A 15,168-nucleotide genomic window follows, 5' to 3' on the forward strand; every position below is an offset into this window, starting at 1 on the left:
GATCAGATATGAGTACCGTTCAGGATCATAGCCTTTTGTATATGAGTAAACAGGATATTATAGATCTGGGAGGGCTGTATTCAGAGCCATATGTCAAAGCAGTAACCCGTGCACTGGAGCTTCATGCCAAGCGGGATATCGTGCAGCCGTTGAAGCCTTATCTGCGGGTTAACGAGGAGAGCGGCCATATTGCCGATCGCATTATTGCTATGCCTGCGTATGTGGGTGGCGATGTAGCGATCAGTGGTCTCAAGTGGATTGGGAGCAAACATGATAATCCGGCTAAGCGTCATAAGGAACGTGCGAGCGCTCTTATTATCCTCAATGATCCAGAAAGCAACTATCCGGTGGCGGTGATGGAAGGCAGCGTGATCAGTGGGATGCGTACGGCGGCAGTTACAGCCATCGGGGCAAGGTATTTAGCCAGAGAAGGTTTCCGCACAGTGAGCGTGATTGGCTGCGGAGTGATCGCCAGAATGCAGATCACCTCGCTGCTTGAACAATTTGACTCCATTCGGACCATCCATCTGTATGACCTGAATGCCGATACGGCCCGCCAGCTTGCCGATGAAATTGGTTCGCGTTTTGATCAGGTTGAAGTGCTGGTGGAAGATTCGTCAGAACAAGCGGTACGACAAGCGGAAGTACTCGTAACAGCTACGGTAGCGTCATCGCCGCATATTCCGTATGAATGGATTGCCAAAGGTACATTTGTCAGCAACATCTCGATTATGGATTTGCAGAAGGATGTATACACGCAGGCAGACAAAGTAGTCGTGGACGATTGGGATCAGTCCAACCGGGAGAAAAAGATTATTAATCAGCTGGTGCTGGAGGGTAAGTTCTCCCGTGAGCAGCTTCACGCTGAACTCGGCGAGATCCTGATTGGGGAAAAGCCAGGACGCGAACATGAGGATGAGATTATTGTGCTGAACCCGATGGGGATGGCGATTGAGGATATTTCCAGTGCGGCAGAGATGTACGCAAGAGCCGTTGAACAAGGAAAGGGCACACGTTTATGGCTATAGAACTGAAGACAGGGCGTACGCCTCAGGTTGCAAGAGTTCGTGAGCACCTATTGGCACTGAAAGAACAGCAGACCGAACCGGTATGTGCCTACATCCGGGATGTAACAGCACTCGTCGCTCATGTGCATCAACGTGTACAATCCATGCCGGAATCTAGTCAGCTGTTCTATGCCATCAAAGCCAACTCGGAAGAAGAGGTGCTTCGAGCGCTGGCCCCTGTAGTTCATGGCTTTGAAGTGGCATCTTTGGGCGAGATCGTGAAGGTGAGACAAGTCTCAGTGGATATTCCGATTCTGTTTGGTGGACCAGGCAAGACGGAAGCCGAGCTTCGGGGAGCGATAGAGCATAAAGTGCAGCTTATTCATGTGGAGAGTATGCACGAGCTAAACAAGCTGAACGAAATTGCCCGTCAAAACGACGTTCGGGTATCCGTATTGCTGCGGATTAACCTGAAAGGTCCACTGCCGCAAGCGACACTGGCGATGGGCGGTCGTCCGACCCAGTTCGGAATCGACGAGGTCATGCTGCCACAAGTCATGAACCAGCTCCGACACTTGCCATATATTCAGGTGGAAGGGTTTCATTTTCACTCCCTTTCGAACAATCTGGATGCGGAGCAACATGTGAAACTGGTTAAGTATTACTGCACGATCTCGCGGGATTGGGCGAGGCAATATGGATTCACGTTGCGGTATTTGAATGCCGGGGGTGGAATTGGTGTGAACTATGTGCATCTGGAGCAACAGTTCGACTGGAACACATTTGTGAATGGTATTGCACCGGTATTGCAAAAGGAACTGCCTTCGGAAACGACTTTGTTGTTCGAATGTGGGCGTTACCTTACTGCATCGAGCGGGTATTATGCAACCGAGGTGCTGGACGTTAAAGTCAACCACGGCAAAACATATGTCATCGTGCGTGGCGGTACACATCATTTTCGCCTACCCGCTTCCTGGCAGCACAGTCATCCGTTCGAGGTGATTGAGGTGGAGAACTGGACACATCCGTATGACAGACCCGAGGTGAAGGAAACCGCTTTTACAGTGGCAGGCCAGCTATGTACTCCGAAAGATATTTTGGCAAGTGATATTACGTCAAGCGGGGTTCGGGCAGGAGACATTTTGCTGTTCCAATATGCGGGCGCTTATGGCTGGGCGATCTCGCATCATGACTTTTTGAGTCATCCGCACCCGCAGCACATTTATTTGCAGTAACACATGAAATGGTTTGAGGCAGTGCAATCATGGGAGGTGTCATATGAATGGTCTAACAGCAACATTGGTCAGGTCCGAAGAGTGGATAATGGTGCGGCGACGTATTTTCAGGCAATTGGTGGAGTCGTTTCTGTATGAGCAAATCTTGAGTGAACCGGTGATCGGGCCTTATGCGGAGGCAGAGTATACACTGCGAGGAGAGACGGAGACAGGAGAGAAGGTGGAATATACCTTTTGGGCTGTACGAAAAGAGAGCTTTGACCGAATTCGGTTGTCAGATAAACCGATCATGCGGATAACATCGAAAGATCGAGCGGAAGCAGATTCCATTCCTCGTTTTTTACTAGAAATGGCTGCGCATATTCCCACATCCGAAGCTCAGCTGGGGCAATTCATGGATGAGCTTCAGCAAACCCATCTGAAGGACACGCTGTCCGTGCGATGGCGTGCTGGTCAGCCCGAACCTCAGGTATCGGAATATGACGAGTGGGAATCTGCCCTGATTGAAGGGCACCCGTATCATCCTTGTTACAAATCCAGAGTTGGATTCACGCTCTCTGACAATGAAGCCTATGGACCGGAGTTCGGACCCGAATTCAAGCTGGTCTGGATTGCGATTAAACAGGATTCAGTCCAGATATCCATTTCGTCTTCACTGGACATGTATGCTGAGTTTATCCATAACGAGCTGGGGCAGGAGCTACAGACATTCAAGTTGATTTTGCAGGAAGTTATATCATCTGCGAACTTGAAATTGAACTCGGTTGCTGATGCCGAGGTGAAGTTGAATACGGATGGGGATGCAAGTGTGGACGAATATGTATTTGTTCCTGTGCATCCCTGGCAGTGGGAGCGAATCATATCGGTGGCGTGTGCGGAGCAACTTCGAACAGGGGAGATTGTGTATCTGGGTCAAGCAGGTGACACCTACCGTCCTCAACAATCCATTCGCACATTGACGAATGTGAGTCATCGTGATAAACCGTATGTCAAACTGCCGCTGAATATGGTGAATACGTCATCCGGTCGAATTCTCGCACAGCACACAATCATGAATGCGGCCCGTATCTCTGATTGGCTTGGTCGCGTGGTGGCAGAAGATTCGTTTTTACAGGATGAGCTTGGTCTGATTGTGCTGAAGGAGATTGCGGGGGTATCGTACCATCACCAGAAACTGCCCAATATGCTGGAGCAAAAAATATACGGATCACTCGGGGCTATCTGGCGGGAAAGTCTGCATCCGCGCTTAATGGCAGGAGAAGAGGCTTTGCCATTCAATGCTCTGTGTCATCTCGATCAGCAGGGCACTCCGGTCATTAAACCGTGGATAAATGAATATGGCCTGGATCGCTGGACCCGCCAATTACTGAATGTTGCGATGGTACCGCTGATACATCTATTGTACGCACATGGGGCGGCGCTGGAATCACATGCGCAAAATATGATCATTGTGCTGAAAGAAGGATGGCCCAGCCGGATTGCGCTTAAGGATTTCCATGACGGTATCCGTTACTGCCCATCCATTTCTCACCCGTTTGGATACCCGGATATTGAACATCCGCCTGCCAACCATCAGCGGGTGAATCGCAATTCGTTTGTGGAGAAAGAAGACCCTTCCGAGGTGAAAGACTTTATGTTGGACGCGTTACTTTTTATCAATCTGACCGAAGTGGCATTTTTCCTGGAGAAGCACTTTGGCCTGAGCGAAAAGCAATGGTGGCGCATGGCTGCCGAAGTGATTTTGAATTACCAGGAGCGGTTCCCGGAGTTACAGGCGCGATTTGAACAGTTTGACGTTTTTGCACCCGAGATCGAAGTGGAACAACTGACCAGACGGCGAATTCATGAAGGGCCGGGGGATTGTGTGCATCGGGTAAGTAATCCACTGCATGTCTACAGGCCAGTACGGCAGAGTTAATCAGGAGGGGAGGAGAGCATGCACATGGAAAGCACGAGAATATCTGAATATCAGAGCCATGATGAGGATCAGGAGAGGCAACCGTTTTGCAAAGAGGACTCCTCTAGCCATCCAGAAAATGTTGTTGCAAGTTATAGACTTGGAGTGGAGAAGGAGCATTGGCAAAATCAACAAAGAAAACTGTACACCGCAGCGCTGTCTTCACACCACTATACCGATGCACGCAGACGCATATTAAGACAGTTGGTTGAATCCTTGATGTACGAAGGTGTTATGGAATATACCTCAAGGGAGGAGCAGGGGTTCAACGTTTGGGAAATGGAGGGTATAGGGCTGAACGGTGAACGGGTCATCTACGCATGCAGGGGAGCGAGGCATTTAACCTTTGGTCGTTTGCGGTTAAACCATGAACCAATTACAAGACTTGTCTGTGTGGATGAGACTCCGGCTTGGGTTTCGGAAAGTAGCAGCATTCAAAAGGGAGAACGTATTCAGGCTGGAACTACAGCCTGCCAAGAAGCGGAGTCGATTTCTCTATTTTTGCTGGAAGTTGGACCAGCTATAGGCGCGGATGAAGGGAAACTACGGCATTTCGTTAAAGAACTGGAACAGACGCTGATCAATGACACACTGGCGCGATATGTACGGGCTGAGCGGCAGACTGATTTACATTCTCTTCCCGATGAAGACTGGGAAAGTGGAATTATCGAGGGTCATCCATACCATCCAAGTTATAAGTCCCGTATCGGCTTCCGAATCGAAGATCAGCTTGAATATGGACCCGAGTTCGGTGAATGGATTACACCGATATGGGTGGGAATTCATAAGCAAAATGCACGGGTAAGTCATGGAACGAATGAACATGGACCGGCTACAAGAGAATGGATTCAGGATCAGCTTGGCGAACAAGTGTTGGAACGCTTCCTCACGGCACTACAGGAAATGGGTGCTGATCCGGCAGAGTATGTGATGATGCCAGTCCATCCGTGGCAATGGCGAACAACGATTAGTTCCGTTCTTGCAGAAGACATTCGTAACGGGAGCATCGTACCGCTTGGTAGCAGCGAAGATCGATATACTGCTCAACAATCGATTCGCACGCTAGCTAACCGATCACGTCCCCATTCACCGTACTTGAAGCTGTCGCTCAGCGTGATCAATACGTCAACAGGCAGGGTGATCGCCCCACATACGGTGGAGAATGCACCTCTCATTACCGACTGGCTGCAGGGGATTCGCAAGCAAGATCCCTACTTGAGAGATGAGCTGCGTGTCATTCTTTTGGGAGAGATTGCTGGCGTTGCATACGACAATCACCAGATTCCGGATGCTTTAAAGCCCCTCTCGTATGGTGTGCTGTCCTGCATTTGGAGGGAAAGTGTACATTCCCGGCTGGAACCGGGTGAATCAGCGATTCCGTTTAATGCATTGGCTACACTGGACCATGCAGGCCGCCCGGTAATTGATCCTTGGGTGAAAAAGCTGGGTGCTGATGAATGGTTGTCCGAGCTGCTACTGACTTCGGTACGACCGCTCATTCACTGGTTGTTCGCTCATGGGATTGCGCTGGAGTCTCATGCACAGAATATGCTGCTCATTCACCGGGAAGGCAGGCCCTCGCGCATTGCGCTGAAGGATTTTCACGATGGAATTCGATTTACAAGAGAGGCACTTGCCGATCCAAGGCTCTGTCCAGCGCTTGTTGAGGTACCGGAATATCACCGCCGTGTGAACCGTAATTCATTCCTGGAGACGGACGCACCGACAGAAGTGCGGGATTTCATACACGATGCCTTTTTCTTTATCAATCTTGGAGAGCTGGCTTTGTTCATGCAGGAGCATTACCAGATCAGAGAGCAGACCTTCTGGAACAGTGTTCGTAAGATCATTACTGACTATCAACAGCGTTTCCCTGAGTTTCATGAACGTTACGAACTGTATTCCTTGTTTGATCCCGAGATCGGAGTAGAGCAATTGACGAAGCGTCGCTTGTTTCCAGATGATGAATTGCGTATTCATCAAGTTCCGAATCCACTGACGCACTCGATTATGGATAAATATGGGTCGAATGAGGATAAAAAATAGTATATGAGATCAAAAGAATATTGCATGGACAGAAACTGGAATTGTGGGATATTGTTTTAATAATGATAATCATTATTGATTAGGTTATTAAATAGGATCAGGGGGTTGGATGGAATGCAAGTAGAGAGAAAGAGGATTGGAATGAAACCATGGGTACATTTTGTTATGCTGGCGGTACTGATGCTGGTGCTCGCGGGTTGTGGGAATTCGGGATCGGGTGCCGCCAACGGTTCAGCAGCGGAAACAGCTCCAACCGAACCAAAGCAAGAAGAAACCGTAGCCAATACTGGAGATACACGTACCGTCAAAGATGCATATGGTGAGGTTCAGGTTCCGGCAAATGCAAGTCGAATTGTGGTACTGGACATTGGGGCCTTGGATAATTTGCTCGAGTTGGGCATTAAACCTGTAGGCGCACCTTCCATTCTGGCAGCAGGCGATCCTTACCCGGCCTATCTGAAAGGCACAGAAGGCATTGAGAATATCGGATCGGTGAATGAACCAAGCCTGGAGGCTATCGATGCACTGAAGCCGGACTTGATCATTGGAAATAAAGATACACATGATGCCATCCATGATCAGTTAAAACAAATCGCTCCTACGGTGTTTGTAGAAACACTCGGGGTAACCTGGAAAGAAAATCTGCAGCTTCATGCCGATGCTGTAAACAAGCTGGAAGATGGCAAGAAGCTGTTGGATACATATCAGCAGCGCATTGAGGAATTGAAATCCACGCTTGCAGGCAAAGATGCCAAGGAAGTATCGCTGTTCCGTCCCCGTGAAGACAAAATTCAGGTTTATCTGAAAGAAACCTTTGCAGGTACGATTATGGAGGATGCCGGAATTGTTCGTCCCGCAGCACAGCAGGATGCAGACTTCTCCAAGGATATTACGGAAGAACAGATTGCTGATCTCGATGGTGACGTAATCTTCTGGTTTAACCGTGAGCCGGATGCATTCGCCAAGCTGGAGAAAAGTAAATTGTGGGCGACGTTGAAAGGGGTCCAAAACCAAGCTGTGCACCCGGTCGATTGGGAGTACTGGATGAGTGGTCTGGGCATTCAGGCTGTGAACAAGGTCGTGGATGACTTGAATACCTATGTAGCCAACTAAACGCAAAATATGCTGCACCTTTTCCAGAGACAATGGATTGGGAAATCTGCACTTTATCAATTGCAATTATGCTTCCAAGTGGTCATAGCTTAACTGTAAAATTGGGTCGTCGAATGTGACGATCCAATTTTTCTGATTTTTCTGCATATGGCTCGTGCCACGTTATATTCGTGCTCTATATTTGATCCTATATATATAGAAGGAAAAAATTGTTACAGTCCGTTTTTTAAAATGATTTATACAACATATTGAAGTACATAAATCAAGCAGCATGCAGGTCGGAGGCGTAAAAATGAACACAAACATCAGGTTTAAAATCACTGGTTTAGCAACCATCATCGTGTTGACACTTCTCGCGTTTCTATTCAGCATCATGTATGGCATCGTACAGATTCCATTTCGTTCTGTTGTTGATACGTTCTATGCCTTTGATGGCTCGCGTGAACACCTGATCATTCAAACCGTTAGGCTGCCAAGAGCGGTTATTGCCGCAGTGGTTGGCAGCTCACTGGCTGTGGCCGGGTGCCTAATGCAGGCGATTAGCCGCAATGCTCTGGCAGGCCCTGAACTGTTCGGTATTAATTATGGCGCGGCACTTACCGCGGTGCTTGCTTCCTTTTGGCTGGGAACGACGTCTCTACAATTATTTGCATGGTCTGCGCTGTTGGGGGCCGCGGTTGCAGGCGTGATGGTTTTCCTTCTCAGTTCCACGGGCAGACAACCCTTATCTTCCGTAAAACTAGTTCTGGCAGGGGCTACATTAAATTTGTTATTTGCTTCACTGACACAAGGCATTCTTATCCTGAATGAGCAGTCTTTGGATACGATGCGTTTCTGGTTGGCGGGTTCATTAACAGGCAGGGATCTGGATCTGTTTATTCAAATTCTGCCTTATCTAATCATTGGCATCATCTGTGCGTTTGCATTAAGCAGTCAATTGAACATTTTTGGCTTAGGAGATGAAGTGGCTCAAGGATTAGGACAGCGAATGAAGATGATTAGGGTCATCTGTATTATCGCGATTGTTCTGCTGGCTGGCAGTGCAGTCGCACTTGCAGGACCAATCGGATTTATCGGGTTGGCCGTTCCGCATATTGCAAGATCGATAACAGGCAGTGATTATCGCTGGGTAGTTCCGTACTCTGCTGTTCTAGGGGCACTACTGCTGCTCACAGCAGATATTGGGGCGAGATTTGTGTTGCCTGGGCAGGAAATTCCTGTTGGGGTGGTTACAGCCTTCTTCGGTGCTCCTTTCCTCATCTATCTGGCCCAAAGAAAGGAGAGATCGATATGATTTCTTCTATTATAAAGAGACGTGCATTCACCATTATTCTGATCCTCTTGCTGTTGAATGTGGGGGCACTTGTGCTTAATGTGATGTTAGGAGATCGCTCCATCCCTCCGGGAGAAGTATTTCGCAGTCTGATGGGCAGGGGAGATCAGGAATATCACTTCACCATTCATCAGTTAAGGCTGCCCCGGGTACTGACCGGTTTTCTGGTTGGGTGCGGTCTGGCATTGGCGGGTACAATCCTACAGGTCATTACGAGAAATCCTCTGGCATCACCTGGCGTGATTGGGCTGAATTCGGGTGCGGCTGCTGCGGTGGTTGCCGTCATGGTGCTGGTTCCTACTTTTCCGATGAGGCATATGCCGTGGATTGCATTCATTGGAGCCTTTCTCGCGGCCACGGTAATCTATGGATTGTCATGGAGAAAAGGAGAGGCGAGTTCCACGGTTCGCATGCTGCTGATTGGTGTGGGCATATCTGCAATGGCTGGCGCATTAATCACGTATTTGCTGACGGTGGGCAAAATATTCCGGGTCTCCCAGGCTTCCGTGTGGATGGCAGGCAGTCTATACGGACGAACGTGGGAACACTTTTGGCCTTTAATGCCGTGGCTGCTGATCCTGTTTCTTCTATTAATATGGATGTCCAGATGGCTGGATATGTTTCTGCTGGATGTCCAGTCGGCTGCTGGACTGGGTCTGCGGGTGGAGACCATGCGGGTGTTGTTCCTTCTGATGAGCGTAGGGCTCGCCGGGTCTGCGGTGTCGATGGCAGGAACGATTGGATTTGTTGGCTTAATGGCCCCTCACATGGCAAAACATCTGGCAGGTAGCCGGAGTCTGGTTCGCTTGCCGATTGCGGCGTTGCTAGGAGGACTGATCGTCATGCTCGCAGATCTCGCTGGACGGATATGGTTTGCTCCGTATGAGATTCCAGCTGGATTAATTACGGCGATTATCGGGGCTCCATATATGATGTATTTGCTGTTACGACGCAGAGGGATATAATGAAGAAAAGGATTCAGAATGCAAGAAAGGCTGGTGCATTTTTTCATGCCATCATATGTGAACGAAGCCAATCTAATCTATCTTTTATCTTCAGTACGTAAACGAAAGTTTCCCATGACCCGACAAGCCAAACATGTTCGGGTTCCTGTATACATATTATGCTTTATTACAGAGGGCGAAGGTGTTGTTGTACTGGATGGTGCGCTACAGAAGGTTCGTCCTCTCCAGTTATATTTGCTTGTACCCGGCATGATTGTAGAATTCCCGGAACAAGGTAGTACGTTTGAATATTATGGTGTATGGTTTGAACCGATCCGGCTTACCAAGACCAGAGGTAGATATGAAGCATTGCCTTCTTTGTCCTTATCCGGTGCACTCTCACCAGGACATATTCCCGTGCATCATCCACAACAGATCCTCCAACAGATCGTGCAGTTGTATCATCACAGTGGGCAGGAACGAAATCGGGATTCATTGAAGTTGAGAGTCCAGTTGGAGCAATTGATCCAGAATATTATGAAGAATGAACCGGAACAGCAGAGTACCGTAATGGATGAACGGGTTGAACGGAGCATCCTTTATATGGAGCAGCACTATACGGACAAAGTAAGCATTGAACAGCTGGCTGAAGCAGCAGGTGGCATGCCACCGGTTGCTTTTTCACGTTTGTTCCGAAGTGAAACAGGTCTGCCGCCAGTCGAGTACCTGAGCAATGTGCGCATGACCCGGGCGAAGCAGATGCTGAATACGAAGAACAGTCGAGTGAAGGAAGTGGCAGCGGCGGTCGGGTTTCGAAGTGAATTTTACTTTAGTCGCATGTTTCAGCGCATGGTGGGTGTATCCCCTACATTATATATGAAGCGAGGCAAATTAAAGGTGGCTGTAGCATCCTCGCTCGGATTCGACGACCATCTGAAATCAGTTGGAATCGAGCCGGTCTGTGTGGTGGATTTATTCCAGTATCCAGGTCAGAGCAATGTGCAGTATGCGGAACAATTGCACAGACAACTGCTGGAATTGGAGCAGTCCAATCCGGATATGATCATCGCCGATCATTATCATACAGAGTTCAGAGAGCAGTTCAAACAAACGGCTGCGCCTGTATTTCTGGATTTCTCTGTGTGGGACTGGAAAGGAAACTTTGAGAAAATTGCCGAGTTGGTGAACCGGGAACGCGAGGCTTCCGAGATGCTGACACGTCTGGATGTGCAGATTGAGACAACAGGCCAGACATTGCGCCGGATGCTGGGCCATGAGCGGATCACCATCATGCAAGTGAGCCACAGGACGATTGGCATTCAGGGCAGGGTGAATCATCCGCTCAATGAATTGATATACGGCGAACTTGGTCTGCGTCCGAGCAATCAGGCTCCAGCAGAACTGTGGCGAATGGAGCTGCAACCGGAGGCCATGCCTGTATTGGAGACGGAACATCTGTTGATTCATCATCATCATATTCTCGCCGGTAGCGACAAAATGTATGACGAGTTGACCAGAACGCCTGTATGGCCCCAAATTCCGGCGGTGAAGGATGGAAAGGTTAAGCGTATTCCCAATTGGTTTGTAATGAGCTGGACTCCGTTGGGTAGACAACGAATCATGAATGAATTAATGGCAGCCGTGGGTGAACATCAACAGCGATAAACAGCGCTGAACTGGTAGCGTTTCAACAGGGATCGTACTGCAATAGGTAGTCTACTCATGTTAGGGAGAGTGAAGAATGAGACGAATTGGGCAAGGAAGAACGGCTGAGATCTATGAGTACCCCTCAAATCAGATTATGAAATTATACCATGCGGATTTTCCAACCGAAGCTGTCCAGAATGAGTTTCGAATTACCGAGGCAGTATTCCAAAAGGGCTTGCCTGTGCCACAGGCGAGGTTGTTTATGGATGATGTATCGCGTAAAGGGATTATATTTGAACGTATTGAAGGCACCACGATGTTATCCCTCATGATTCAGGAGCCCGTGTTGATCGAAGAACTATCGCGTCAAATGGCAGTCTGTCATCATAGCCTTCACGCCCAACAGGATGATGAAGGAGCATTCCCCACACAAAAGCAGATTCTTACTGGAGCCATTCGAAATACCTCTCTGTTGTCGGAAGAGGATAAGACACAGGTAATTGCTTATTTGTCGTCTCTTCCAGAGCGAAAGCAAATTTGTCATGGCGACTTTCATCCCGATAATGTCATGTTAAATGAAATGAGAGATCAATATTGGGTTATAGACTGGATGACAGGCATGTCGGGTGATCCAGCGGGTGATGTGGCACGCAGCTGGGTAATATTAATGAGCGGAACGTTGCCGGAGGATACAGACCCGGCTGTTCATAAGGGATTTGAATTGGCTCGCAATGTAATGCTGGATCATTATATCCAACATTACATCCAGATTTCCGGGATATCCCGCCAGGAGTTGGATGCCTGGATTCTGCCTGTCGCGGCTGCACGTTTAGACGAGAGGTTACCTGCAGTGGAAGCGGATCAGTTAATCAAGCTTGTGCAGGATCGTATTCGTCTGCTGAAATGACATTTTTAGTTTAACTAACAAGGATAACGAGGTGAAGAAATCCATGCTGAACGCATTAAAGGCCATACAATCTTACAAATCAGGCCATCTCCCGGAAGGGGAGCAACCGCTGTGGCTGCAGCTACTGGCAGCGGCAGAGCAGCCGAATATTAACCTGGAACGCATTCATTCTATAGCTGAGCTGGAAGGCACGAATCCGGTACTGGATTACGTAGAACGCACACTCCAGGTGCTGGAGCAGCTTCAAGTTTCTTTTTGGATGCGAGAAATTCTGGAGGATGTGCTGGTCTGGTCGGAAACGGCAAAGGCAGGATCACCGAAACAGCGGCGAAAATGGCAGAAACAGGGGGTTAACCTGTTCGTGCACAATGTTGGTTCAGCACAGGTATATGAAATGTACGGAAGTATTGGACATTTGCATGGCAAGCAAGGACATCGTGAGGAGAAACATTCATCTCGATTGGAATCCCCGAGTGATTTATCAAATGATGATCCAAGTGGTAGTACACAAATTGTGCAAACAGCATATGGTTCACTCACACCTCGGTATGAGATCATTCGTACCCTTATTGCCACACACGGACTTATTGGTCAGTACATAAGAGGGGAAATCCCATTTGCCGAAAATGCCCCACTGCACTCGTTCATAACGCAAGGGTGGCTGACCGCAGATGAATTGCAGGCCATCCTGATCGCATTAAATGAATGCATCATTGCTGGCGTTGATCCATCGCTGTGGAATCAAGTTCAGGCTGAAGTGCAGCGTATCGTAGGCTGGATCATTACAGAGCCGCATCATACGGACTGGAATGTGAAGGAGCGGCTGTCACGCTTACGGAGCTCGTCTATACGTCAGGGAGAAGCGATGGATGAAGCATATGCCAAACTTCAAGCCCAGCTTGAGATAGAGAAACTTCTCGCTCCTCTGGCTCATCGGACCTTATGGTATGTGGAGTCAGCGATGCATGATTTTTCGTTGCAGGAGATGGTTAAGATCTTCCTTTTGACACTGCATAGTGAAGCTATGGTGTTATCTGTAGATGATTTGATTATGAACAGCACAGGTACAGGCATAGTAGCCGACGAAGAAGCAGTGGGCTTGAATTTGACTTCGCAGGAACAACAAATGGATGTGGTAAGGCATATCAGCTTCGAACCATTAATGAACACGATGTATTACGACTACAAGGGTGTCAAGAAACTGAATATTTACAAGAAACGAATGATTGAAAAGTATTTGGAGCAATATTCGTGGGAGCAGATTGAAGCAGGTGAGACGATTACTTACCCTCATTTGACACATCGAATTGAACGGCATCCGGATTTGCGGGATACGGTATTTGTGACATTTGAATTTTCCCCGGCGGCGGAGAAGCTGATTGCTTTCTGTATTGAGGCAGAAAAGTCTCCGTTATACGAGAAGGCTGTGCTGTTGTTATTTGACCTATTTGGATTGCGTCGGGATGCGTATGATCGGTTCCATAATGAAGAGACGTATCTGGCCGACATGAACAGCTCAGGTGATTACAAGAAAGTACTACTGGATTACATGGTTGGCAAACGTGTGCTCGATATCGGTCCCGGCGGTGGAATATTGCTCGATCTGATTGAACAGGAACGACCTGAGATGGAACCAATCGGCATTGATATTTCAGCGAATGTCATTGAGGCGTTGGAGCGCAAAAAGCAGCGGGAGGCACATCGCTGGCAAGTATTGAAGGGGGATGCTCTCCAACTGGATCAATACGTGCAGCCAGGCACGGTGGATACGGTTATTTTTTCATCCATTCTGCATGAACTGTATTCGTATATTGAGCGTGACGGACGCAGATTTAATAGGGATACGGTTGTTGCTGCGCTAAGAAGTTCGTTTAACGTGTTGTCCCCCGGGGGCCGGATTCTGATCAGGGATGGTATCATGACTGAACCCGAAGCACAGAAGCGTCGAATTCGTTTCCTTGAACCGGATGGGATGCGATGGCTAGAGCGGTATACGCAGGATTTCCAGGGACGCAGCATTGAATTTGAGCGGATTTCCGATAACGAGGCACTACTGGATATCAACGATGCGATGGAATTTCTGTACACCTATACATGGGGCGAAGAAGCATATGTCCATGAGATTCAGGAACAATTCGGCATATTTACCCCATCGGCATATGAGCACTGTATTCGCGAAGCGCTAGGTGAGCAAGCCGAGATTATTACATTCAGGCACTTTCTTCAGGAAGGATATACGGAGGCGCTTGGAGAACGAATTATATTTATGGATGAACAGGGTCAACCTGCACCTTTGCCAGACAGCACTTGCCTAATTGTGATTGAAAAGAAGAAAGGAATGGCGGACAGATGACGAATGAAGCCAACACGGCTTTATATTTTGTAAGGCACGCGCAGTCTGAATATATGGAAGGGCAGGAACGCGAGCGAGGTCTGACGGAACAAGGAAAAAGGGATGCGGCGACCGTCGCGGGTCTGCTCCACCGGGAGCAGATACAATCGTTTTATTCCAGCCCGTATAGACGGGCCGTGGATACGATTCAGGGGTTGGCTGAAGTGTCAGGTGGCATAGTGATCACCGAAGAGGATTTACGTGAGCGTGAGCTGTCAGGTCCTGAAGTGAAGCATGAACATTTTCGGAAAGCCAAACAAAGGCTCTATGATGATCCTGCATTTGCTTATTCAGGTGGAGAATCCGGTGAAGTCGCTGGGGCGCGGGCAATCGCTGTTATACAGCGAATTCTGGAAAGGCATGCGGGACAAAAAATAGTGATTGGCACCCATGGGGACATCATGACCCTGATTTTCAATTATTATGATCCGTCCTATGGTTATGACTTCTGGGCAAACACAACGATGCCGGACATATACAAACTGGAGTTTGATCGTGATGGTAGGCTGGTTCAGGTAACACGATTGTGGGAAGAACAGGTGTAGTTCTTTGAGATATGCGTTCTATAGGTGAAAGGGGGAAAAGCG

At 48.5% G+C, this 15,168-nt stretch carries 11 protein-coding genes; all 11 read left to right on the plus strand.

Going from position 1 to position 15,168, the window contains the following annotated elements; all coding sequences use genetic code 11:
• Window positions 1-8 precede the first annotated feature (8 nt).
• The 11 genes from sbnB (at window position 9) to AC3ITG_RS12930 (ending at window position 15,126) form a co-directional block, all read left to right on the plus strand.
• Entirely contained in the window at window positions 9-1,028 is a 1,020-nt protein-coding gene (gene sbnB, locus AC3ITG_RS12880) for a 2,3-diaminopropionate biosynthesis protein SbnB (protein ID WP_489253933.1), read from the plus strand.
• Window positions 1,019-2,242 carry a type III PLP-dependent enzyme gene (locus AC3ITG_RS12885; protein ID WP_489253934.1) on the plus strand — a complete coding sequence of 408 codons (1,224 nt, stop codon included), beginning with the start codon at window positions 1,019-1,021 and terminating at the stop codon, window positions 2,240-2,242. Before sbnB ends, AC3ITG_RS12885 begins: the two co-directional genes overlap by 10 nt.
• A gap of 43 nt (window positions 2,243-2,285) precedes the next feature.
• On the plus strand, window positions 2,286-4,160 hold the full coding sequence (locus AC3ITG_RS12890) for an IucA/IucC family protein (protein WP_489253935.1): 1,875 nt from the start codon (window positions 2,286-2,288) through the stop codon (window positions 4,158-4,160).
• Window positions 4,161-4,184: 24 nt separating this feature from the next.
• Entirely contained in the window at window positions 4,185-6,245 is a 2,061-nt protein-coding gene (locus AC3ITG_RS12895; protein WP_489253936.1) for an IucA/IucC family protein, read from the plus strand.
• A 141-nt stretch (window positions 6,246-6,386) separates the two neighbouring features.
• On the plus strand, window positions 6,387-7,358 hold the full coding sequence (locus tag AC3ITG_RS12900; RefSeq protein WP_489253937.1) for an ABC transporter substrate-binding protein: 972 nt from the start codon (window positions 6,387-6,389) through the stop codon (window positions 7,356-7,358).
• A gap of 292 nt (window positions 7,359-7,650) precedes the next feature.
• Window positions 7,651-8,652 carry a FecCD family ABC transporter permease gene (locus AC3ITG_RS12905; protein ID WP_489253938.1) on the plus strand — a complete coding sequence of 334 codons (1,002 nt, stop codon included), beginning with the start codon at window positions 7,651-7,653 and terminating at the stop codon, window positions 8,650-8,652.
• Window positions 8,649-9,656 (plus strand): FecCD family ABC transporter permease, encoded by a 1,008-nt coding sequence (locus tag AC3ITG_RS12910; RefSeq protein ID WP_489253939.1) that lies wholly within the window; start codon window positions 8,649-8,651, stop codon window positions 9,654-9,656. The genes AC3ITG_RS12905 and AC3ITG_RS12910 overlap by 4 nt, the downstream gene beginning before the upstream one ends.
• 45 nt (window positions 9,657-9,701) lie before the next feature.
• On the plus strand, window positions 9,702-11,300 hold the full coding sequence (locus tag AC3ITG_RS12915) for a helix-turn-helix domain-containing protein (RefSeq protein ID WP_489253940.1): 1,599 nt from the start codon (window positions 9,702-9,704) through the stop codon (window positions 11,298-11,300).
• Window positions 11,301-11,376: 76 nt separating this feature from the next.
• Window positions 11,377-12,189: a phosphotransferase family protein gene (locus AC3ITG_RS12920; RefSeq protein ID WP_489253941.1), complete on the plus strand. Its 813-nt coding sequence runs from the start codon at window positions 11,377-11,379 to the stop codon at window positions 12,187-12,189.
• Window positions 12,190-12,232: 43 nt separating this feature from the next.
• Window positions 12,233-14,542, plus strand: a complete 2,310-nt coding sequence (locus AC3ITG_RS12925) for a class I SAM-dependent methyltransferase (RefSeq protein WP_489253942.1) — start codon at window positions 12,233-12,235, stop codon at window positions 14,540-14,542.
• The gene (locus tag AC3ITG_RS12930) at window positions 14,539-15,126 is read left to right on the plus strand and encodes a histidine phosphatase family protein (protein WP_489253943.1); all 588 of its coding nucleotides are present in this window, start codon (window positions 14,539-14,541) and stop codon (window positions 15,124-15,126) included. The genes AC3ITG_RS12925 and AC3ITG_RS12930 overlap by 4 nt, the downstream gene beginning before the upstream one ends.
• Window positions 15,127-15,168 lie beyond the last annotated feature (42 nt).

The sequence above is a fragment of the Paenibacillus sp. GL_099_B genome (assembly GCF_057835695.1).

Excerpts from the sequence above, each read along its gene's own strand:
- AC3ITG_RS12925 (WP_489253942.1), top strand. The coding sequence starts at position 12,233 with ATGCTGAACGCATTAAAGGCCATACAATCTTACAAATCAGGCCATCTC.
- AC3ITG_RS12910 (WP_489253939.1), top strand. The coding sequence starts at position 8,649 with ATGATTTCTTCTATTATAAAGAGACGTGCATTCACCATTATTCTGATC.
- sbnB (WP_489253933.1), top strand. The coding sequence starts at position 9 with ATGAGTACCGTTCAGGATCATAGCCTTTTGTATATGAGTAAACAGGAT.
- AC3ITG_RS12895 (WP_489253936.1), top strand. The coding sequence starts at position 4,185 with ATGGAAAGCACGAGAATATCTGAATATCAGAGCCATGATGAGGATCAG.
- AC3ITG_RS12930 (WP_489253943.1), top strand. The coding sequence starts at position 14,539 with ATGACGAATGAAGCCAACACGGCTTTATATTTTGTAAGGCACGCGCAG.
- AC3ITG_RS12905 (WP_489253938.1), top strand. The coding sequence starts at position 7,651 with ATGAACACAAACATCAGGTTTAAAATCACTGGTTTAGCAACCATCATC.
- AC3ITG_RS12885 (WP_489253934.1), top strand. The coding sequence starts at position 1,019 with ATGGCTATAGAACTGAAGACAGGGCGTACGCCTCAGGTTGCAAGAGTT.
- AC3ITG_RS12900 (WP_489253937.1), top strand. The coding sequence starts at position 6,387 with ATGAAACCATGGGTACATTTTGTTATGCTGGCGGTACTGATGCTGGTG.
- AC3ITG_RS12915 (WP_489253940.1), top strand. The coding sequence starts at position 9,702 with ATGCCATCATATGTGAACGAAGCCAATCTAATCTATCTTTTATCTTCA.
- AC3ITG_RS12890 (WP_489253935.1), top strand. The coding sequence starts at position 2,286 with ATGAATGGTCTAACAGCAACATTGGTCAGGTCCGAAGAGTGGATAATG.
- AC3ITG_RS12920 (WP_489253941.1), top strand. The coding sequence starts at position 11,377 with ATGAGACGAATTGGGCAAGGAAGAACGGCTGAGATCTATGAGTACCCC.